This window comes from Veillonella rodentium, assembly GCF_900187285.1.
Lineage (GTDB): Bacteria > Bacillota > Negativicutes > Veillonellales > Veillonellaceae > Veillonella > Veillonella rodentium.
The window spans coordinates 711,687-733,934 of sequence record NZ_LT906470.1 but is presented as its reverse complement, the minus strand read 5'-3'; the positions used below and the strand labels follow the sequence as shown (position 1 = coordinate 733,934).

At 42.8% G+C, this 22,248-nt stretch carries 16 protein-coding genes; 6 read left to right on the top strand and 10 right to left on the bottom strand.

Annotated elements, in window-relative coordinates:
- Positions 1–5: 5 nt before the first annotated feature.
- Positions 6–239 carry a FeoA family protein gene (locus tag CKV62_RS03215; RefSeq protein WP_038114441.1) on the bottom strand — a complete coding sequence of 78 codons (234 nt, stop codon included), beginning with the start codon at positions 237–239 and terminating at the stop codon, positions 6–8.
- 436 nt (positions 240–675) lie between these two features.
- Between CKV62_RS03215 and CKV62_RS03210 the strand changes: the two genes are divergently transcribed.
- The gene (locus tag CKV62_RS03210; RefSeq protein ID WP_095065662.1) at positions 676–1,974 is read left to right on the top strand and encodes a DEAD/DEAH box helicase; all 1,299 of its coding nucleotides are present in this window, start codon (positions 676–678) and stop codon (positions 1,972–1,974) included.
- Between the two features lie 161 nt (positions 1,975–2,135).
- On the opposite strand, the gene CKV62_RS03205 is transcribed toward CKV62_RS03210, so the two are convergent.
- Positions 2,136–4,448 (bottom strand): DNA topoisomerase 3, encoded by a 2,313-nt coding sequence (locus CKV62_RS03205; RefSeq protein ID WP_095065661.1) that lies wholly within the window; start codon positions 4,446–4,448, stop codon positions 2,136–2,138.
- Positions 4,449–4,625: 177 nt separating this feature from the next.
- On the opposite strand from CKV62_RS03205, the gene CKV62_RS03200 reads away from it, so the two are divergent.
- Both CKV62_RS03200 and CKV62_RS03195 read left to right on the top strand, forming a co-directional pair.
- On the top strand, positions 4,626–6,221 hold the full coding sequence (locus CKV62_RS03200; protein WP_095065660.1) for a peptide chain release factor 3: 1,596 nt from the start codon (positions 4,626–4,628) through the stop codon (positions 6,219–6,221).
- A 381-nt stretch (positions 6,222–6,602) separates the two neighbouring features.
- Positions 6,603–7,850, top strand: coding sequence for a sodium/glutamate symporter (locus tag CKV62_RS03195; RefSeq protein ID WP_095065659.1), 1,248 nt, complete (start codon positions 6,603–6,605; stop codon positions 7,848–7,850).
- 177 nt (positions 7,851–8,027) lie between these two features.
- Here CKV62_RS03195 and rsmA read toward each other — a convergent pair whose 3' ends face one another.
- Both rsmA and rnmV read right to left on the bottom strand, forming a co-directional pair.
- The gene (gene rsmA, locus CKV62_RS03190; RefSeq protein WP_095065658.1) at positions 8,028–8,876 is read right to left on the bottom strand and encodes a 16S rRNA (adenine(1518)-N(6)/adenine(1519)-N(6))-dimethyltransferase RsmA; all 849 of its coding nucleotides are present in this window, start codon (positions 8,874–8,876) and stop codon (positions 8,028–8,030) included.
- 11 nt (positions 8,877–8,887) lie between these two features.
- Positions 8,888–9,418, bottom strand: coding sequence for a ribonuclease M5 (gene rnmV, locus CKV62_RS03185; protein WP_095065657.1), 531 nt, complete (start codon positions 9,416–9,418; stop codon positions 8,888–8,890).
- A 105-nt stretch (positions 9,419–9,523) separates the two neighbouring features.
- Between rnmV and CKV62_RS03180 the strand changes: the two genes are divergently transcribed.
- From CKV62_RS03180 to msrB, 3 genes are all read left to right on the top strand, one after another.
- Complete coding sequence (locus tag CKV62_RS03180; RefSeq protein WP_095065656.1) at positions 9,524–10,465, top strand: LysR family transcriptional regulator; 942 nt, start codon at positions 9,524–9,526, stop codon at positions 10,463–10,465.
- Between the two features lie 119 nt (positions 10,466–10,584).
- Positions 10,585–11,706: a 5-methyltetrahydropteroyltriglutamate--homocysteine S-methyltransferase gene (locus CKV62_RS03175; RefSeq protein WP_095065655.1), complete on the top strand. Its 1,122-nt coding sequence runs from the start codon at positions 10,585–10,587 to the stop codon at positions 11,704–11,706.
- 1 nt (position 11,707) lies between these two features.
- A complete protein-coding gene (gene msrB / locus CKV62_RS03170) occupies positions 11,708–12,640 on the top strand; it encodes a peptide-methionine (R)-S-oxide reductase MsrB (RefSeq protein WP_095065654.1) in 933 nt (310 codons plus the stop codon).
- Between the two features lie 59 nt (positions 12,641–12,699).
- Here msrB and CKV62_RS03165 read toward each other — a convergent pair whose 3' ends face one another.
- From CKV62_RS03165 to metG, 6 genes are all read right to left on the bottom strand, one after another.
- The gene (locus CKV62_RS03165; protein WP_095065653.1) at positions 12,700–13,677 is read right to left on the bottom strand and encodes a 3D domain-containing protein; all 978 of its coding nucleotides are present in this window, start codon (positions 13,675–13,677) and stop codon (positions 12,700–12,702) included.
- 427 nt (positions 13,678–14,104) lie between these two features.
- Complete coding sequence (gene ppk1, locus CKV62_RS03160) at positions 14,105–16,222, bottom strand: polyphosphate kinase 1 (protein ID WP_095065652.1); 2,118 nt, start codon at positions 16,220–16,222, stop codon at positions 14,105–14,107.
- Positions 16,212–17,777, bottom strand: coding sequence for a Ppx/GppA phosphatase family protein (locus CKV62_RS03155; protein WP_095065651.1), 1,566 nt, complete (start codon positions 17,775–17,777; stop codon positions 16,212–16,214). Before CKV62_RS03155 ends, ppk1 begins: the two co-directional genes overlap by 11 nt.
- 8 nt (positions 17,778–17,785) lie before the next feature.
- Positions 17,786–19,324 carry a Ppx/GppA phosphatase family protein gene (locus tag CKV62_RS03150; protein WP_095065650.1) on the bottom strand — a complete coding sequence of 513 codons (1,539 nt, stop codon included), beginning with the start codon at positions 19,322–19,324 and terminating at the stop codon, positions 17,786–17,788.
- A gap of 182 nt (positions 19,325–19,506) precedes the next feature.
- Positions 19,507–20,277 (bottom strand): TatD family hydrolase, encoded by a 771-nt coding sequence (locus tag CKV62_RS03145; protein ID WP_095065649.1) that lies wholly within the window; start codon positions 20,275–20,277, stop codon positions 19,507–19,509.
- Positions 20,277–22,223, bottom strand: a complete 1,947-nt coding sequence (gene metG, locus CKV62_RS03140; protein WP_095065648.1) for a methionine--tRNA ligase — start codon at positions 22,221–22,223, stop codon at positions 20,277–20,279. The genes CKV62_RS03145 and metG overlap by 1 nt, the downstream gene beginning before the upstream one ends.
- Positions 22,224–22,248: the final 25 nt, after the last annotated feature.

Here is a 22,248-nt window from a genome sequence, read left to right as displayed (position 1 = left end):
ACCTCCTATTGAACCTCTACATCAATCATACCCGCTTCACTCGTGCGAAGTGCTAGTTCAAAGTTTTTCACTTTGATTTCTACCGGATCGCCCAATGGGGCAAATTTCATAACATGAATCTTTGTACCATGTACAAGACCCATATCGATGAGACGATGTTTTACATTACCGCTGCCATGTAGTGCAGAAATAACGCCAGATTCACCGACCTTCATGTCCTTCAGCTTTTTGATAGCCATACGACACCTCCTAATTATTGTACCTAACAACCTCATATTAATCACATATGATAATAAATGCGTATTAATATCCTAAATAATTATATCATTCTAAAGATTAATTTCAACAATTATTATCAATTTTATAATTAATCTCTAATATACATTGATAACAATTTATCATAAATAGTATGATATTAATTTTAATTTCATACTATTAAGCACATGTGAAATAAATAAATTTATAGTATTTATGAGACTAATAAACAATCAACTAATTGAGTTTTACTGTTATAATTTATAAACAAAAACTTTTGTAAATTCTCATTTATTTGTTTATAATTATTTTAACTATTGATTTTTACTAGATTTATATTCTCAATATGATGCGTAATTTGCTCCTGCTTATGATAATAAGGTATAATTACTATAATATTTATGATAGAAAGGATGATATATGAAATCTTTCAAATCCCTAGGTGTCTGTGATGAACTCATCACGGCACTACAGAAACAAGGTATAAAAGAACCTACTCCCATCCAAGAACAATCGATTCCTATCGTCTTCAAAGGCAATGACATTATTGCAAAAGCTCAAACAGGTACAGGTAAAACATTAGCGTTTCTATTACCGATTTTACAACGTGTCCACACAGACATACATCAGGAGCAAGTTCTCATTATTGCACCGACACGAGAACTGGTAAAGCAACTCTCCGATGAGGCTAAATTAATAGGTTCTGTATTAAACGTGGATATTCTCCCACTTATCGGCGGCAAAACCATCGAGAGTCAATTACAACAGCTCGGCAGACGTCCACAAGTTATCTTAGGTACACCTGGTCGTCTATTGGACCACGCTAATCGAGGATCTCTCCATCTAAACTCCATCCGTCGTATCGTATTGGATGAAGCGGATCAAATGTTACACATGGGGTTCTTACCGGATATAGAAAAACTGATCGGAGAAACCGACGCAAACCGTCAACTGCTGCTCTTCTCCGCTACCATTCCGGATAAAATCAGAAACTTAGCTAAAGCATACATGTCAAAACCCGTATCGGTAACGGCAGAAGGTAAACATATTACATTAGATGCCATCGACCAGCGAGTGTACATGATGAATCCTGAAGAGAAAACAAACCGGCTCATTCAGATGATTGAACAGGATAATCCTTTTCTAGCGATTGTCTTCTGTAATAAACGGGAAGGTGCTGTTCGACTTTCATATGAATTAACCGCCGCTGGTCTTAATATTGCTGAAATGCATGGTGATTTAACACAAGGACGGCGCACTCAGATTTTGAGAGACTTCGCAAAAGCAAAAACACAAATTCTGGTCGCAACGGATATCGCCGCACGCGGCATCGATATCGAAGGGATTACCCATGTATACAATTACGATGTACCTCATGATGTGGACTATTATATCCACCGTATCGGCCGTACCGGACGCGCCGGGAATTCCGGCATAGCCGTTACCTTTGCTACACCACAAGATGAACCTTGGTTACGCCGTATTGAACGGGCTATTCAGGCAACCCTTACCAAATATACTAAAGACGGGCAGATAAAAACTAAAGGAAATGCCGGAGTCGCACCTAAACGAGGTAAAACTGTAGCAAAACCTAAAATTACCAGCACCTACCAGTCTACAAAAGCAAAAGCACACAAAGCTAGAGGTCACAAGGGTTCTAACACGCGGCAACGACGTACATCTAGCAGTCAAACAGGACGTCGCGGCAAACGAAGATAAAACTTTTTATATAACACAAAAGCGCGTACAGCTCAGCTGCACGCGCTTTGTTTATTATTCTATTTTAAGTAAAACTAATAACAAGAACATGTAATGTTAAACATCTTTTATATAAAAAGATGCCAACTAAATGTAGACAATTAAGATATTAAGTATTGATGTTATTTATCAGCATATACACTGGGCACTCCATGCACATCAGAACACTGTGTCCTACATTCCGACCGATTGCTGCATACCCAATTTATGCGACCACCGTTTTCCTGCTTTACAAAGTATCCTTTCTGACAACGAGGACATTTATATACCCGGCTCTCCTCAGGTACATCAATATTCATATCTTGTTCGGCCTGACTGCCTCCCACCGGTTGCGTGTAACGACATTCCGGATAGTTGGTGCATCCCAGGAATGCACCGAATTTACCGTTCTTTCGTTGTAAATGACCCGTTTTGCACGAAGGACAGATCGGCAATTTAGATATATCCGTTGAGCTGTTATCCAAAGGCCTCTTTCGATTTTGATTCGATATGGTCCGCACCACATTAGGCATCATTTGTCCAGAAGAAACCTGTTTATCAAATCCCAGCTTATCAATCAAATGTTGTAAAAATTTAATTTGATCCGCAAGAAAAGAGTCTAATGTATCTTCACCATCACTCATGAGGGATAAACGCTCTTCCCACACGGCTGTTTCGTCAGGGTAAAGCAATTCATCAGGCAGCGCATCCACCAAGAGATACCCCGTTTCCGTCGGGGACAGAACCTGTTTTTTCCCCGATGTTTTCATAAAGCCGCGACTGATGAGCTCATCGATAATATTCGCCCTCGTCGCTTCTGTACCGATACCGGACACAGCCTTTAACTGCTTCTTTAAATCTTCATTCTTAACAAATTTATGGATCTCTTTCATCGCCTGTAACAGCGTAGACGGTGTAAAGCGAGATGGCGGTTTCGTTTGCTTCGCATCAATGGTCGAATCCGTGTATTGAACCGCATCATTCTTCTTTACAGCCGGCAAATGATCCGCCTCTTCAACAGCATCCTTTTTCGGTGAAGCCTCTGCGCCGCTTTCATCAGTCAGATCCGGCTCATCGCTATTATCTGAGGATAATTTTGATTTTTGCCGTTTATAAAGAGCCTTCCATCCTTCTTCAATGACAACGCGACCATTGGCAACAAACTCTTCCTTGCATTGCTCCACCGTAATTTTTGTCTGCTCATACACATGTTCTCCATAGAACTGCGCTAAATAAGCTTGACTGATAAGAAAATAAATATTTCGTTCTTCCTCGGATAGAGTCGTTACATTACACACCACCGTCGTAGGAATAATCGCATGATGGGCTGTAATCTTTTTTTCATTCCATGCACGGCTCCTGATATTACAATCCGCGCCACTCGCCCATTTCGATAGTTTCTCATCTCCCGAGCTTTCTAAATTTTTGAGGATTGCTATGCGATCTCCATATTGATTGGGCGGTAAATATTCACAATCCGACCGGGGATACGTGGTCAATTTCTTTTCGTACAGCTTCTGCGCCGTATCGAGTACCGTCTGCGGATCATAAGAAAAAGCCTTTCCCGCCAATACCTGCAATGATGATAAGGACAGGGGCAACCGTTGTACATCTTTCTTCTTCGACTTTATAACGGACTTGATGACACCTTCCGAACCGGCCTGAAGGCGATTAACCAGTTCATCCGCTACAGCCTTATTGATAAGGCGCCCATCGGGATCAAGCCCCTTCTGTTCATCCGTCGGTTGCCATGTCGCCCAAAATGTACCGTTCGGATGGGTATATAAAATTTTAACCGTAAAATAGTCAATCGGCTTAAATGCGGCCAATTCCCGTTCCCGTCGAACCACAAGAGCCAATGTAGGCGTTTTGACACGACCGATAGGCAAGGTTACTTTATGCCCCTTATACCGCTCCGACAAGGTATACGCACGAGATAAATTCATACCGATCAGCCAGTCCGCACGGGCACGGGCAAGAGCCGACTGATATAGATTGTGAAAGTCCTTATTATCACGCAAATCATTCAATGCGGCTTTGACTGATTTTTCATCCAGCGCATTTAATAAGATACGCTGTACCGGCTTTGTATTTCCTACAAAATACAGGACCTCATCAACGAGCAGCTGACCTTCTCGATCCGGGTCACCTGCATTGACAATGATATCGGCTTTTCCGATCAATTCTTTTACCGTCTCGAACTGTTGCCGACTGCTGTCGGTGATTAGCAGTTTCCATTCCTTCGGCACGATGGGTAAATCCTGAGGGCGCCAGCGAATATATTTATCATCATAATCACCCGGTTCGGCCTGATGCAATACATGTCCCACAACCCACGTAACCACATCGTCACCTTGGATGAAATAACCGTTGCGTTTCTGTATATTTTTATTTTCCGGCAGGCATTTACTGATTTCCCGTGCCATTGACGGCTTTTCCGCAATAAATAACCGCATGGGCCCCTCCTTAACATCAATTTACGGCATAGTTTGATACCGTTCTAGGAAACTTAATTATACTACAATTTAATAGTCATAACTACCAAAATCATGTATAATTTTAAAGATGTGAAAGATATGAATATCCTCATTTAAAAGAAAAAAGCTTTCACGAACATATAATAGAGGTGAATCATGACATTTTTAGAAGAAGTGCAACGACGTCGCACGTTTGCTATCATATCTCACCCGGATGCGGGTAAAACTACACTGACAGAAAAATTACTGCTATACGGCGGTGCTATTCATCTAGCCGGTTCCGTAAAATCCAGAAAGACCGCAAAGCATGCCGTGTCCGACTGGATGGAAATCGAAAAGCAGCGCGGTATCTCCGTAACAAGTTCCGTATTACAATTCGACTACGACGGCTGTCGTGTCAACATCCTCGATACACCCGGTCACCAGGACTTTTCGGAGGATACGTATCGCACATTAATGGCAGCGGACAGTGCAGTCATGCTCATCGACGTGGCAAAAGGCGTCGAAACGCAGACAAAGAAACTATTTGCCGTATCTAAAGAACGCGGTATTCCAATCTTTACATTCGTCAATAAGATTGACCATTTCGGACGCAACCCGTTTGACCTGATGGAGGAGATTGAAAACGTTCTCGGCATTCGCACCTGTCCTATGAACTGGCCCATCGGCATCAACGGTGAATACAAGGGCGTATACGACAGAGAACATGAAACGATCGAGCTCTTTGCCAAAGACGAAACACATGGACAGGAGAAATTAGCCTCTGAAAAAGGCGCCCTCGATGATCCGCGTATGAAAGAATTGTTGGGCACTGAGGTATACCAGGCCCTCCTCGATGATATTGAACTGCTCGATGTGGCCGGCGATCCGTTTGATTTTGATAAAGTTCGCGCCGGCGAACTGACGCCGATGTTCTTCGGATCCGCCATGACAAATTTCGGGGTCAAACCGTTCTTGGAAAAATTCTTGGAACTCGCCCCATCCCCGGCTCCACGTGAAGCCATTGAAGAAACGGTACAGCCAACGAGCGAAGACTTCTCCGCCTTGGTATTCAAAATTCAGGCCAACATGGATCCAAATCATCATGACCGCATCGTATTTATGCGTATCTGCTCCGGCCAATTTGAAAAAGGCATGTCCGTATTACATCGTCAATCTAACAAAACCATTCGCCTATCGCAACCGCAGCAATTCCTCGCTACTGAGCGAACCATCGTGGAGAATGCGTATCCGGGCGATATCATCGGTGTATTTGATGCGGGAACCATGGGGGTCGGTGATACCCTATGTGCACCGAAGCACAAGGTAACCTTTGGTGACTTTCCCGTATTCCCACCGGAATTCTTTGCCCGTGTATCTCCGAAAGATACGATGAAACGTAAACAGTTCCAAAAAGGGATGACACAACTTGCTCAAGAAGGTGCCGTTCAAATCTTCGAACAGCCGGGTGCTCTTGACTCCTTCGTTGTCGGTGCCGTAGGTATGCTTCAATTTGAAGTATTGGAATACCGACTCAAAAATGAATACGGTGTAGATCTTTTAAATCATACATTACCGTACAGCGTAGCTCGATGGATTGACGGCGATGTAGATATCGCCACCTTAAAAGGTGTGGATAATGCGATGATTGTGAAAGACAATCGCGACCGTACCGTAGTGCTCATCTCCAACGAATGGCAGATGGGCTGGGTTCAGGAACGTAATCCGGATGTAGTATTTTTAACGACACCCAAATTACATAATGAGGTATAACGCCTTACTCAGAATACACGAGGATATGCAATTCTAAATACTACCTCTATCATGAAAGCTATAATCACGGAATACGTATGCGTTTATAACAGAACGTATAATATATTCCGTGATTTTTTATTTTTCTAGCAGGAAAATCTATTTATAATGTCGAATAATTATGGTATGATTTATGTTAATAAGTCATCTATATTATGAGTTATTATCATTTAATTGCTTCATTTCCGGTAAGCCGCTTTCAAAAAATAAAATTCTATTTGATCTTTATTATGATAAATGTATATTTAATATACAAAATTTGTATACTATATAAATTCTATAGTATTTTCGTATTTATTCATGATAAAATAAAAATATATTATTATTAAAAGGAGTGATTTTATGCCACTGATTGACCTAAAGTTAGTTAATGACGTATGGACCCTCAACTTGTCCATGTATCAGACTGTAGGCCTTGCCATTATTACATTATTTATAGGTACTTGGATTAACAAACATTCCAGAATTTTACAACGTATGTGTATGCCTGCACCTGCCGTAGGGGCCTTACCATTTGCATTTTTAACTGCTATTCTTTCATATTATAAAATTTTAAACATCACCTTTGAAAGTTCTCTACAAACCTTTTTAATGTTAGCCTTCTTTACGACCATCGGTTTGATGGCTTCATTAAAGGTCTTAAAAAAGGGCGGTATTTTCATTATCTTCTTCTTCATTGCTTGTGCCGTCTGGATCGTCGTTCAGAATACAACGGGTATCCTTATTGCTAAAGCACTCGGCGTTGAGCCTATCATCGGTATCATGGCCGGCTCCGTATCCATGATGGGCGGTCTCGGTACAGCCGGTGCCTTCGGTCCATACTTTGAAGAATTACTCGGTATTCCGGGCACCGCTTCAGCCGCTGTGGCTGCTGCAACATTCGGTATGGTGGCCGGAACCATTCTCGGTGCCCCTGTCGGAGAACGTATTATCAAGACACACCATGTGAAAACACCTTATGAAAGCCCTGAGTCTATGGATGATGAAGGTATCGATTATATCGAAGATCACGTCGAAGGTGGCGGAAAACAATTCAGTGCACAGGATTTGTTGACCATCTGTATGTGGATCGGTCTTGCCTTAGGCATCGGCACCATCATCAGTGCAGGATTATCAATCCTCACTCCATTACCGGCATATATCGGCGCTATGATTTGTGCCGCGATCATTCGTAACTTCGGTGATTTCACAAAATCATACAAAATCAATGATACCGCTCTTGATGCAGTATCCAATGTAGCTTTATCCTTATTCGTAACGATGGCTATCAACAGCTTGAAGCTCGTGCAGTTAATTAACCTCGCATTGCCGCTCATTTCCATCCTATTGGCGCAAATGGCTCTTATCATAATTTTTGCGTACCTTATTTACCTTTTATTCGGTCGCAACTACGATTCCGTTATGCTCGGCGCCGGTGCCATCGGCTTCGGTCTGGGTGCGACGCCGAACGCATTGGTTAACATGTTGTCCTTGGCAAGTAAACATGGTCCATCCCCTCGTGCATGGCTCGTAGTTTCCCTGGTGGGTGCCTTCTTGATTGACTTCGCAAACGCCATCATCATTACCTCAATGGCAGGTATTCTATACTAAAAAAGCCCTCCGGGGCTTTTTTAATTCATAAGATTGAATTTGCAACACGTTTTCGTTTTATTCTATAACTCTTTTATCCTATAATCCCTGATTGACAACTAATCACTCTGTCATAATAATAAACCCTCCTGATGTTAGAATTTAATTAATCTAACATCAGGAGGGCTTATTCATTTCTTATAGCTCAGCCCATGCATTAGCCACATCGGCAAATTCTTGAAGGCTGAAGGTCTCTCCTCTTCTCCGACCGTCAATACCGGCCTTTGATAAGATTTCCTCAATCTGTTCCTTTGAAAGTCCCGTGGTACGCATCGTATTTGCAAAGGTTTTTCGACGTTGTGCAAAACCGGCTTTCACAACGCGGAAAAACAAACGTTCATCAGCCACATTCACAGGCGGTTTATCGCGCAGTACGCAACGGATAACAGAACTGGTAACCGCCGGAACCGGCAAGAAGGATTTCGGCGGCACATCGAGAACAATATCCGGTTCCGTATAATATTGAACCGCTACAGACAGCGCCCCGTAATCCTTTGTACCCGGTTTTGCCACCATCCGCAAAGCCACCTCTTTTTGAACCATTACAACAAGGCGTTCGATCGGCAGTTTGCTTTCTAGTAAAGACATGATAATCGGAGTTGTAATATAATACGGTAAATTAGCGACCACCTTAAAAGGCTTATGATTCATAATGGCGGCAACATCGAGTTTTAATACATCGCCGTGTACGATGCGTACATTATTATAAGGCGCTAACGTGGTATCGAGGACTTCTAATAAACGGCGATCAAGTTCAATAGCCGTCACGTCGGCTCCACTTTGAGCCAAACCTTGAGTCAATGTACCTATACCGGGACCGACCTCTAAAACAGGCTCACCGGGTGTTAAGTCAGCAGCATGAACGATTTCATCAACAATACCGCGTTTGATAAGAAAGTTTTGCCCCAACTTTTTACTCATCTTGATATCAAAACGCTTACATATATAGTGCACGACTTCCGGGCTTGCAATTACTGATTCTAACATTCTGTCTCCTGTCATAAACTATTCACGGCCTCTTCATAGGCCTCACGAGATATACCATAATGATTAAGACGGTATATAAATTGCTTCGCATTACCATAACCGATACCGAGTTTCGCTCCTACCGCCGCACGTTGTGAAGCACTGTCCGGAGCGCCGGCTAACCCATGTCGCACTAAATCAGCCATACAAAATTCATCAGATGACTCCAATGATTCCACATGCAGTGTAGATAAGGCCTTTCTAATGGATTCGGGTGAAGCCTGTTCTATACCGATATCATCATTTGCAAAAGCCTCATCTCGTGGTACAAAAGCGTGTTGAGCGCGAGGAAATTTCTTCGTCAATACACGACGGATACGCTCCCCCGCCGTATCCGGATCGGTTAATATAATAATGCCCCGCTTTTCATAAGCGATGCGAATCATATCGATTACACCTTTTCGCAATGTAAATCCTTCCGTAGCGATACAATCGGCCTCTACAGCCTGTGCAATGCGCTGTATATCAGATTTTCCTTCTACAACGATGACTTGTTTCAGCATAGTCCCTCCTCATTCTGTTAGTCCATTGTAACATATATAGAACATTGCTTAAATACATGGAATCGTTTACTATTAATAATATAATAGAATAAAAGGAGAACTGCTTTGACTCTACAACAATTAAAATACGTAACTACAATCGCAAATATCGGCAGCATCAGCGAAGCTGCCAAACGACTATTCGTTTCTCAACCGAGCTTGACAAAGGCTATTAAGGAACTGGAACGGGAAATGGGGATTACCATCTTCGATCGAACCAACAAAGGTATTACCGTTTCCAAGGAAGGTGAACGTTTCTTAGGCTATGCGCGCCAGGTTTTGGAACAGGCCGCACTGCTGGAGGAACAATATAAAAGTCAGGGAGGCGGCAAAAAACAATTTTCCGTTTCCACACAACATTACTCGTTTGCGGTCAGTGCGTTTATAGAACTATTAAAAGGTGCCGGTATCGACCAATACGATGTATCACTACGAGAAACACAAACCTATGAAATCATCGACGACGTGGCTCATATGAAAAGTGAAATAGGATTGCTTTTCTACAATGATTTTAACCGTCCTGTACTGGAAAAGCTCATCCATACGAATGAGTTGACCTTTACGGAACTATTCAGAGCGCATCCTCATATTTTTATCAGCAAGAACCATCCATTAGCGCATAAACCGAGCGTATCCATGGATGAATTAGAAGATTATCCCTATCTTTCATTCGAACAAGGCGATCATAATTCCTTCTATTTTTCAGAGGAGATTTTCAGCACCGTAGTTCGCCCGAAACACATCCGCGTGCGCGATAGAGCCTCCCTATTCAGCCTTCTTATCGGACTCGACGGCTATACGGTATCTAGCGGTGTTATCGATGAAGAAATTAACGGTGAAAACATCATCTCCGTCCCTCTCTCAGAAGAAGGTATTATGCATATCGGTTACATTACGAATAACAAAATGCAACGCAGCCGATTAGGTCAAGAGTACATTCAGGCCTTGGAGCAATATGTACGCAACTACGGAAAACATATTCAACTACCGACAACGGAAGAATCCTGATGCTATAGTTTGAAGTTATATTGAACCTCACTATATTTATATTTTTATATATCGATAACCTTCATTATAATAAACCTATCGAAATTATCGGTTATACCGTTTATATAAGGAGGTCAATTATGACCAAACAACTAGCACCATTTCATTTTGATATCGTAGGATCGTTTCTACGTCCTGCAGAATTAAAAGAAGCACGTGAAGCTTTCACAAAGGGTTCTATCACCCATGATGAATTAACAGAGGTTGAAAATCGACTCATTACAGATCTTATCAAAAAACAAAAAGCCGCAGGTTTGCCTGTCATTACGGATGGCGAATTCCGCCGCGCTTATTGGCATCTTGATTTTATGTGGGGTTTTAACGGTGTCAAGGAAATCGAATTGGCGCACGGATATAAATTCCACGGGCAGGAAACCGCACCGGGATCACTCGCGCTGACCGGCAAAATTACAGGAACCAATCATCCATTTGTAGAGCATTTCAAATTTGTCAAACAATTCGAAGATGAACATACCACGGCACGCCAGACGATTCCGGCACCGTCTCAATTTTTAGCGGAGTTATTCCGCGAAGATAACGGTATCACAACCCGTTCCTTCTATCCTGATTTAGAAGAGTTAATTCAAGATATCGCTGCCGCATATCGACAAGTAATTAAAGATCTATACGATACAGGCTGTCGCAACATCCAGTTCGATGATTGTACATGGGGTATGTGTTGCGATCATGCCTACTGGACAGGTCGCCAAAAGGATAAAAACGTTACAATCGAGGGAGAAACAGCAAAATACTTGCGCCTTAACAATCTCGCCTTGGAAGGACGTCCTGAGGATTTAGCATTCACCACGCATGTATGCCGCGGTAATTACAATTCCACATGGGCTGCAAGCGGCGGATACGAACCGATTGCGCCGATTCTTTTCGGCAAAGAAAATGTGGACGCATATTATTTAGAATTCGATGACGACCGATCCGGCGGCTTTGAACCGTTACAGGAAGTATCAAACCACAAAAAAGTAGTCCTCGGTCTTATCACAACAAAACGTCCTCAACTGGAAGATAAAGAAGTTATTAAAAAACGCATTCAGGAAGCGACAAAATATATTCCATTAGAACGTTTATGCCTCTCCCCTCAATGCGGTTTTGCATCCTGTGAAATCGGCAACCAATTAACAGAGGATGAACAATGGGCTAAACTTGCCTTAGTAAAGGAAATAGCCCATGAAGTCTGGGGTGACTGATATGAAAGAACATACAATCTATTTGGGTGGCGGCTGCTTTTGGGGCCTTCAGGCCTATATTCGTAAAATAAAAGGTGTTATTTCTACCGAAGTCGGCTATGCCAACGGCCCCACCCCCACCTATGAAGAGGTATGCCACGATAGCGGTCACGTTGAAGCCCTTAAAGTCGTCTTCGACGAGGACACCTTATCCTTGGACCATTTACTTCAATATTTCTTGCGTGCCGTCGATCCATTCAGCGTTAACAAACAAGGCGGCGATGAAGGTATTCAATATCGTACAGGCATTTATTACACCGCTATGGAGGACAGAGACATTATCTATGCCACCTTGGCCCGCGCACAGTCCTTTGAAAGTAAACCATTTGCTATCGAGGTATTACCGCTAGAAAACTATTACTCCGCCGAAGAATACCATCAGGATTATTTGGATAAGAATCCAACAGGATATTGCCATATTCCACTCGACTTATCACTAGAACCTCTTATCGACGATACGTCTTATACGAAACCGACTCAGAATGAGTTGAAAGCACTAAGTTCTCAGGAATACGAGGTTACGCAGAATGCGGCCACAGATCCACCTTTCAGCCATGAATTGACCGATGAGTTTAAATCCGGTATCTATGTGGATATTACAACAGGTGAGCCTCTCTTCGTATCATCTCATAAATTTAATTCTCACTGCGGTTGGCCAAACTTTACAAAACCGATTGCAAAAGATGTCATACGTTATTACCAGGATCCCTCTCATGGTATGAACCGTATCGAAGTACGTAGCCGCATCGGCAATGCTCATTTAGGCCATGTTTTTGAAGACGGGCCAAACGGCTCTTTGCGCTATTGTATCAACGGATCAGCATTGCGTTTTATACCGAAAGAAGATTTAAAAGGATCAAAATATGAATATCTATTCCCCTATGTAGAGGATTAATAGAATACAAAAACGGATATATCCTTAAGGATATATCCGTTTTACTATGCATATTTTATTTAATCTAATACGTATACTGTAACGTCTTGGCGACCAAAGTCCATCGCTTCTCCGTAGGAGTCCATAACAAGGTCTATACGATTACCTACAATGGCACCGCCTGTATCGGCAGCAACGGCTTCACCGTAACCAGGTATAAACAAACGCGTTCCTAATGGAATTACATCAGGGTCTACGGCCGCAATACCACGTACCGCAGGTACGCCTGTTGCAGTAATACCGTAACCGTCACCATCACCGGCTAAGTAAGCGGATGCTTCCATAACAATAGCACGAGATGCACGACCGGCTATATTACGAGATGTTGTAACTTCACGAGTACCTTCTTTAATGATGGTCGGAACCATTTCCCGTTGTATAGATGTAGATACATCATTAGTTTTAATGACGGATCCGTTACTATATAAAGTTTCGCGTTGTACACGTTCCAACCCAGGTTGACCTACTTGTACAACTTCTTCTTCGCCTAATGCCATCGTGTCATCTTTTTGACGAACAACCTGTACCTCAATCTCTTTATCTACATTAGAAACTGAGCGACTGGTAACCGGTGCAATAGAAATATGACTACCGCTCGTGATAGCACCGTCGCTATCACCTAGAACTGCATAATTAGGTGTTTTGAAGCCTAATTCATCAGCCAAAGCTTGCGCCGTATTCTGTGTAGTCATGACTGCACGTGTCCTGCCATTTACGGTAACATAAACCGGAACAGCTCTTACGACTGTTAATGTTGTACCATTTTGAATTGATGTAGAATCAGAAATAACTTTATCTTTTGGATTCAATTTAACCCCAGCATCGCGAACGATACCTTCGTTAGAATTTAAATGCGTTCTAACAGTGTGTGCTGCCCCATCAACCATTACGGTTACGGTTTTATCATTATAGTTAAAACCGACCATGGTAACAGCCGTTACAATCAATCCAGCAACAACAGACGATACATATCGTTTGTTTGTCTTTTGAATTCTCATATTGTAATCCCTCCTGTATCGAATTAATTCTACTACAGATAGATACAACCTGTCAAACCGCAAAGGTTAACAATAGCGGATAAGTGCAGTAAATTACTTTATTTTTAAAATATCATACTTATGTTTTTCACCAAAAAGTCCATTCCACGCATACATATCGATATTTTTCGACGATATACAATATATTCTGAATTGTGCACATATATTAGATACTACCACCATATATTGTATGCATAGATTTTTTATTATCTAAAATGAATTTTTATGAGTTTTTAGATTGTTACCACATAAAGTTCAACTTTTCAAAAACTTCATTTTTTGTTCATTAAACATGATAAGAGGCCGTCAAAATCACTTATTTTCCTAGCTTTTTAAGGATATATATATGCATTAAAATTCATGTACTACTACGTTATGTATATTTTCATCATTTATTTATCTTCAGCATCGGCTGTAAACGTTCAATAACGGTCATTGATTCTCTATTTTCCCCTGCAATAGCAGCCTTCATCAGTTCCTCTTGGGCAGATATAGGATTATTTTCATCGATAATTTTTCCATAAGAACCATCAGCACGCATGATGTGAGCTTTTAAGGAGTCCTCTAAATAAAGATCCAAAATGCCCTTTATCCGTTCCTTATGACGTTTATCCTCAATAGGTACCATCAATTCAACCCGCTCATTCAGATTTCTCGGCATCCAGTCGGCGCTGGAAATATATATACTTTCATTGCCCCCATTTCGGAAATAGAACATGCGATGATGCTCAAGATACCGTCCAACGATAGATCGCACCGTAATATTATCACTGACACCGGCAATACCGGGACGCAAGGTACAGATGCCGCGTACGATAAGATCGATACGAACACCTGCCGTCGATGCTTCATATAGTTTTGCAATAACGTTTTTATCGAGAAGCGAGTTCATCTTGGCGATGATATAAGCCGCTTCACCTTTTTCGGCAAATTCAATCTCCCGATTGATCAGCTCCATAATGCGCTCACGCAAATTAAGAGGCGCCACGATAAATTTATTCCAAATCGGAGGATCCGAATAACCTGAGATAAGATTGAAGAATCGCGATGCATCATCACCGTATTCATCATTACACGTAAAAATTCCGCAGTCCGTATACATACGGGCGGTTTTACCGTTATAGTTTCCCGTCGCCAGATGCACATATCGGCGTATACCGTCATCTTCGCGACGTACGACCATAGTTATTTTTGAATGTGTCTTCAATCCTTTTAATCCGTAGATAACGTGACAGCCGGCCTTTTCAAGACGTCGTGCCATATGAATGTTATTTTCCTCATCGAATCGCGCCTTTACTTCCATGAGGACCGTTACCTGTTTGCCATTATCCGCAGCCTTGATAAGGGATGCAATAATAGGCGAATCACCGCTGACGCGGTACAAGGTCTGCTTGATCGCCAATACATCAGGATCGGTAGAGGCCTGTGCTATAAACTGTTCTACGACACCAAACGATTCAAAAGGATGATGTACGAATATATCACGCTTACCGATAATAGAAAATAAATTTTCTCCTTCATCCCCTACAAGTTCACCGGGAATCTTAGGCTCAAAGGGCTCATAACGCAATGCATCAAGGCCCGGATAATTACAGAAATTAAAGTACATACGACAGTCCAAAGGTCCTTCAATGCGATATACATCCTTCGGCTCCAGTTCCACACTGGTCAGAACGAAATCAAGCAGCCCTTCTTTTACGGCGCCGCTTACCTCAAGGCGTACCGCATCACCACGGCGTCTCCGACGCAAAGAGGCTTCAACCTCGGAGAGCAGATCCGTCGCATCCTCTTCATCAATTTCGAGATCCGCATCACGCGTGATTCGAAACACCATGTATTCTTCGATACCGTAACCTTGAAAGAACTGATTCGCATAATAGGTTATAACATCTTCCAGGTAGACGAATCGGTGTTCCTTACCGTTGCGATTCGGCAATTCAATAATACGATCAAGTACCGACGGAATCGGTAAAATCGCAATTTTATAATCCTTTGTACCATCCTCCTGAACCTGAAATATACGAACAATGGCATTAATCGTATGATTCGTCAGAAATGGAAACGGATGTCCCGAGTCTACCGCCAAGGGTGTAACCACCGGATAGATATGCTCTTCAAAGTAATGACGCAACCACGTTTTCGTCTTCACATCCAATGCATCGGGTTTCGTAAAATAAAAGCCATATGATTCAAGGGCCTCCAGCACATTATGTAGATAAGCGCTCTGCATGGAGACAAGACGTTGTACGGACTCATCGATCGCTTTCAGCTGCGCCTTAGCATCCATATGAGCCGCATCATATTTAACGATTCCGTTTCTTACCTGATGACGCAGACCGGCGACGCGAATCATAAAAAATTCGTCTAAATTCGATCCGGCGATGGCGATAAATCTCAACCGTTCCAGGAGAGGATTGCTCGTATCAATAGATTCTAATAATACGCGCTGATTAAATTTAAGCCATGACAATTCGCGGTTAAAATAATACTTTGCATTATTGAACATGACGTACACCTCCCTTTACGAGCATGACCTCCATGCCGAAAATTTCCGTAAAATACTCCGAATCGCGATTAAACGTCCACCACTCCAAGGATATATCTTCATCGGTACGGCAAAATACGTACAACACATTATCCCGTTCCTCCAAAGATACTTCTGTAATCTTCTGATTACTGCCCGCATCAAGTGCACAGGCAACACGAATAATCGCCACCAATTTTGTAACCTGAATCTTTTGCAGCTCCGTCAATTCCTTGAAATACGGATCATCATCGCACGGGGTCCCCTTGTAATGATAATATACTACATTGGCTACCACTTGTTTTTCAGCCTCTGAAAGCCCGAAAATATCCGTTCCCATAACGATATGGTATGCGTGTTCCCCATGATTTCTAAGGCTTACAAACTTACCGACGGAGCATAAAATCGTAGCGATTCTACATAAGTACCCCCAGCGTTCAGGTAAGCCTTTATGGCGTAGCGCATTACAAAACAGTAGACTAAATCTCTCAACCTCACGATCATGAACCGCATCCGTATGATACCGGGCCGCCACGGCGCGAGCCAATTGGGCATTCTGCTCACGTAATTGATACATGAACGGATTATTCTCAGCCTCCACACCATAAAACCAGCTGATCCCCTGTGAAAAGGAGAAACTGCTGAATATCAATGTTCTCGGTTCAATGGCGGTGATGATTTCGTTGAAGAGAATCATGGTGGGCATCAAGATATTCGCTTTATATTCCGCCAGCTTATAACGATTCATCAGTTTCGTCGCCGTCACGCCGTCAAAGGATTGAATGAGTCCTTTAAATCGTTCCGGTTCACAGGTAATCATTTCCGCCTGATGTGTTTCATACCCCATAAGGCGTGCCATATATTGCGCTTCATCGCCGGACAAAATGACACTATTGATATTAAACGTCTGTAATTCCTCTCTGAGCGGTCCGATCATGCGATGTAGATATTCTGTAATCGCCATGGGAAATGACGTGGATGACCGCTGATTGCGATTGAATGATTCCATAACCCGCAATGATCCGCTATGCATATTACGCTGGAATAGCAGGCTTTCACCGCGCCAGACCGTAAGGCCTACACCGCCGGATGTAATATCGAGGAACAATGTCGCCTTCGATGGATCCGCCAGTTTATAATGACGAGTCATCTCATAATATAAGAGAGCGTATTTATAGTACACCTCTTTCGGCATATCGATAACCTCGACGCGCATGCCCGTCTGTATAAAAATCTGATCCAGAATGCTGCGGCGATTCACCGCCTCACGAATTACGGTCGTACCATATAAACGCGAACGACTTACTCCGTAATCCGCCATCAGTTGTTTATAGCCTTTAAGAATGTGACAGATTTCCTCAATGGTTTTAAAGCTCAGCCGGGATGTCTGGAACAGTTCCTCCCCAAACGTAACCTCCCGCGCCGCATAATCAATGAGGCGCACATCATCGATTCCCTTATACTCCAATATGGTAATGCTCATGCTGCTGGATCCTACATGCAGTACCGCATATCTCAGTACCTTCGGTAATGTCATAATACCTCCTAACGAGCTTCGATCCACTCAATATATAACTGATGTTTATATTCCTTTTTAAAAGCTTTCACCAGTTTCTCTACAGCCGACTTGGTAACACTGATATTCTTGCCCTTTGCATATGTAATAAGCAATTGGACGGAGTTTTTATCAATCGTTACGTCCAAGGATTTGATAAATTGTTCATGGCTTTCATCAAGAGCCTCGGCCAATGCCAAAATAATGGATAATTTCTGTCCTAATAAACGTTGCTCCTGGTCGAGCAGCTTACCATACAGAAAATTTTTATACTCCTTCGGCGTCAGTCCGTGGGAATTCATCACCAGAAAGGCACTAAAAGCTTGTTCAATATGCGTAATTCCGTATAAATTACTATTCACCAGCATATAACAACCGTGGCGTGCATGGCTGTAATAGTTGACCCGCTTTCCTATATCATGTAGCAGGCTGGCCACCATCAGACAACGACGGACATTGCGGTCAGCCCGATGTAGTGGTTGCAGCATATCATATAACTTCATGGCAAGTCCACAAATATAATTGGCATGAACAAACTCATGCTTGGTCATCCCTAACAGCACATTCTCCGCGGAGTGCACGAGAATATCTTCGATAATGGGATTCCCCCCTAAATAATGCTGACCGTAATAATCGTAAAACAGACCTTCCCGAAGTCCGCAGCCGCCTACAACGAGAATTTTCGTATTTACATAATTAAAAAGCTCATCAACGATAGTCATTCCTGCGATAATGATATCCGCACGATCCGTGGAGAGGCCGTTGATTTTCTTGCGTTCCGCCAACGGTTTGGAAACGACCTCCTGTAATATCTCATAAAATCGATGATACGGGATTTCGTAATTATGAAGTTTTGTTATCGGATACGACAGCTTGCGCTGATCCATTTTTGCGATATTCCGTGCCGTTCCGCCGATACCGAGGAGAGGTAGTTTTATATTTCTCAGCCATGCATGTTCCTTTATGGTCTTTTTTATGGCTTTCGACATTTTATCCAGCTCTTTAGAGGTATATTCATTCCCCTTCTGATACGTACCCGTCAATGTGAGCGCTCCGATAGGCAGGCTCACAGCCTTTACGATACGGCGATTACGCACCAATGTAATTTCCGTACTGGCTCCGCCCAAATCAAAAACGATGAAATCTTTCAGTCCGATGGTATTGATAACACCAAGGAAGCCCAGCCGCGCCTCTTCTTCGCCGGCAATACATTCCAACTCTAGACCGGTCTCGTCTTTTACAATGTTTATAAAAGTATCGCCGTTTTTCGCCAAACGCACCGCCGCCGTTGCAACCGCCCTGATCGTATCGACCTCCATGGCCTCCGCCATATGTACAAAAGCCTTTAAGGATTCCAGTGATCGTTCCATGGCAGCCGTTGTAAGTTCGTGAGTTCCCCACATATTCTCACTCAACCGAACGCTTTCTTTTTCCTGATAAATCAAGCGATAACTGCCTGTATCGGAGATTTCATATATGACGAAGCGCACCGAATTGGAGCCCAAATCTATAAATGCAATACGTTTCATGCTACTAACCTCATCCTGTCTCATCCTATAATATGTTTAGTATGAATTTATTTTAGTATACCATAGAAAAACGCGATTCTCATCGCTATGGGAGAATCGCGTTGTATTCTATATGATATTATTCTGGTTTTTCTTATTCCGTCATTACAAAATGCGGCATGTACCGTGAAAGCAGTGCAGTATCATTCAATATCGAACACGCGTTTAGCATTATTAAAGGTGATGTCACAGAACTCATCTACGTCCATCCCTTTAAGATTCGCAATCTCCTCCGCCACAAATTGAGTCTTGCTCGGATCGTTACGACGGCCTCTAAATGGAGGCGGCGTCAAATACGGCGAATCCGTTTCAATGAGGATTCGATCTAACGGAATCTGTCTTGCCACGTCCTTTAAATTAGTGGACTTAGGGAATACAACGGGACCGGCAAAGGAAATATAAAAGCCCATCTTGATGGCTTCCTTCGCCATTTCCCAACTGCCCGAATAGCAGTGAAATATCCCCCAGTTATCCTTGCCCTCATTACGCAAAATATCCATGATATCACCATGTGCATCACGGTCATGAATAATAATCGGCAAATCGACGTCTCGAGCCAGTTCCAGATGTCGGATGAATACACGCTTTTGCGTATCCCTATCGGAAAAATCATAATAGTAATCGAGACCGATTTCACCGATAGCGCGAACCTTATCATTATGCAAGGCCTGCTCCTTATAAAACTCATAATCCTCATCCGTAAAATCTTTAGATTCATGAGGATGAGTCCCTACTGCCGCATACAGCTGTTTATATTGTTCCGCTAACGCAACACCGGATTCAACGGTCTCCCTGTCAACACCGGGAATCAGGATATATTCAACCCCTGCATCAAAACAAGCTTGTAACATATCTGCCCGGTCATTATCGAAACGGCCGTCATTAACATGAGCATGACTATCGAAGAGTTTCATTATTTAACCACACTCCCTGCCGGTAACGACTCGATATTGGTGACCTCCAAATGTTCTTCCCAGTCGGAAGCGGACAAAATCATACCATTTGATTCGATGCCCATCATCTTTTTCGGTGCAAGGTTCACCAGGTAAATCACCTTTTTACCGACCATCATTTCCGGTTCATAATACTGGGAAATACCGCTTAGTACGGTGCGCTGCTCTAAACCGATATCCAATACGAACTTCAACAGTTTCTTGGATTTCGGAACCTTTTCACAACTGACAACTTTAGCTACGCGAAGGTCTAATTTTTCAAAATCGTCATATGTAATATTGTCTTTTAATGGTGGAATGTCGGATGTATCAACTGTTTCCGCGTCGGCTTCAACCGGTGCCGTCTCAATCATTTCAGGTACTTCAAAGCGAGGGTAAATCGGCTCGCCTTTCACAACCTTAGTCCCCGTCGGCAACGCACCCCATACCTTTGCATCATCAAGGGTAGCATCACTGAATCCCGCAAGGCCCAACTGATCCCAGATTTTAGGTGCCCCTACAGGGATAACAGGGCTTACCAAAATAGCGATGATACGCAATGCCTCTGCCAAATGATACATAACGGACTGCAAACGTGCCTTATCATGAGCATCCTCGGATTTAGCCAATACCCAAGGCATCGTTTCATCAATGTATTTATTCATGCGGCCGATGAAAGCCCACACGGATTTAATCGCTTTATTGAGCTCCATCGCTTCCATAGCGCTTTCAAAATCATTTACGGTCTGAATAGCCATGGCGGATACATCACGATCCAAATCATCCATATCATCGATTTTTGTAATCACACCGCCATGATATTTTTCAATCATCGCAATGGTACGGTTCAAGAGGTTGCCTAAATCATTGGATAAATCCGCATTGATTTTTGTAATGAAATTAGGCAATGTGAAATTACCGTCGTTCCCCAGCTGAATTTCACTCAACAGATAGTATCGCAGTGAATCGGCACCGTATGTATCGATCAACGGAATCGGATCGATTACGTTGCCCAGGGATTTACTCATCTTTGTACCGTCGACGATCATCCAGCCGTGACCAAATACCTTTTTAGGTAATGGCAATTCAAGACTCATGAGCATCATAGGCCAGATAATCGTATGGAAACGAACGATTTCTTTCCCCACCAAGTGGAGATCTGCGGGCCAATATTTTTTGTACAGCTCGCCGTCCCCATCAAAAGGAGAAAGCGCGCTGATATAGTTTACAAGCGCATCAAACCATACATACACTACATGTTTAGGGTCAAAAGGCACCTTGATCCCCCAATCAAAGGATGTACGGGATACAGCGAGATCTTCTAACCCCTGCTTTACGAACTGAATCATTTCGTTACGACGTGATTCAGGTTGAATAAAATCTGGATTTTCTTCAATAAACTTAAGCCATTGATCCGTATATTTACCGAGTTTGAAAAAATAACTTTCCTCTTTAACGCGCTCTACAGGACGACCGCAATCCGGACAGGTATGATTAGGGCCTAGCTTCTGCTCTGTCCAAAATGTTTCGTCCGGCGTACAATACCAGCCTTCATATTCGGCTTTGTAAATGTCGCCCTTCTCATAAGCTTTTGTGAACAGCTCCTGCACGACCTTTTCATGGCGTTTATCCGTGGTGCGGATAAAATCATTATTGGAAATATGCATCTTTTCCCACAGTGCCTTAAAACTGTTTACGATATTTGTCGTATATTCAAGAGGTGTGATACCTTCCGCCTCCGCCGCACGCTGGATTTTTTGACCATGCTCATCAGAACCCGTTAAAAATCGCACATCATAACCGGCCAATCGCTTAAAACGTGCAATCGTATCCGCCACGGACGTACAGTATGTATGCCCGATGTGCAGTTTAGCGCTCGGATAATAAATCGGTGTCGTAATATAATACGTTTTTCTTGTGTCTCCCATAATGTGTCTCCTTCCGACCTTCGAA

Excerpts from the sequence above, each read along its gene's own strand:
- CKV62_RS03200 (WP_095065660.1), top strand. The coding sequence starts at position 4,626 with ATGACATTTTTAGAAGAAGTGCAACGACGTCGCACGTTTGCTATCATA.
- CKV62_RS03155 (WP_095065651.1), bottom strand. The coding sequence starts at position 17,777 with ATGACATTACCGAAGGTACTGAGATATGCGGTACTGCATGTAGGATCC.
- CKV62_RS03205 (WP_095065661.1), bottom strand. The coding sequence starts at position 4,448 with ATGCGGTTATTTATTGCGGAAAAGCCGTCAATGGCACGGGAAATCAGT.
- metG (WP_095065648.1), bottom strand. The coding sequence starts at position 22,223 with ATGGGAGACACAAGAAAAACGTATTATATTACGACACCGATTTATTAT.
- msrB (WP_095065654.1), top strand. The coding sequence starts at position 11,708 with ATGAAAGAACATACAATCTATTTGGGTGGCGGCTGCTTTTGGGGCCTT.
- CKV62_RS03150 (WP_095065650.1), bottom strand. The coding sequence starts at position 19,324 with ATGAAACGTATTGCATTTATAGATTTGGGCTCCAATTCGGTGCGCTTC.
- rsmA (WP_095065658.1), bottom strand. The coding sequence starts at position 8,876 with ATGTTAGAATCAGTAATTGCAAGCCCGGAAGTCGTGCACTATATATGT.
- CKV62_RS03145 (WP_095065649.1), bottom strand. The coding sequence starts at position 20,277 with ATGAAACTCTTCGATAGTCATGCTCATGTTAATGACGGCCGTTTCGAT.
- CKV62_RS03215 (WP_038114441.1), bottom strand. The coding sequence starts at position 239 with ATGGCTATCAAAAAGCTGAAGGACATGAAGGTCGGTGAATCTGGCGTT.
- CKV62_RS03210 (WP_095065662.1), top strand. The coding sequence starts at position 676 with ATGAAATCTTTCAAATCCCTAGGTGTCTGTGATGAACTCATCACGGCA.
- CKV62_RS03165 (WP_095065653.1), bottom strand. The coding sequence starts at position 13,677 with ATGAGAATTCAAAAGACAAACAAACGATATGTATCGTCTGTTGTTGCT.
- CKV62_RS03175 (WP_095065655.1), top strand. The coding sequence starts at position 10,585 with ATGACCAAACAACTAGCACCATTTCATTTTGATATCGTAGGATCGTTT.
- ppk1 (WP_095065652.1), bottom strand. The coding sequence starts at position 16,222 with ATGTTCAATAATGCAAAGTATTATTTTAACCGCGAATTGTCATGGCTT.
- CKV62_RS03195 (WP_095065659.1), top strand. The coding sequence starts at position 6,603 with ATGCCACTGATTGACCTAAAGTTAGTTAATGACGTATGGACCCTCAAC.
- rnmV (WP_095065657.1), bottom strand. The coding sequence starts at position 9,418 with ATGCTGAAACAAGTCATCGTTGTAGAAGGAAAATCTGATATACAGCGC.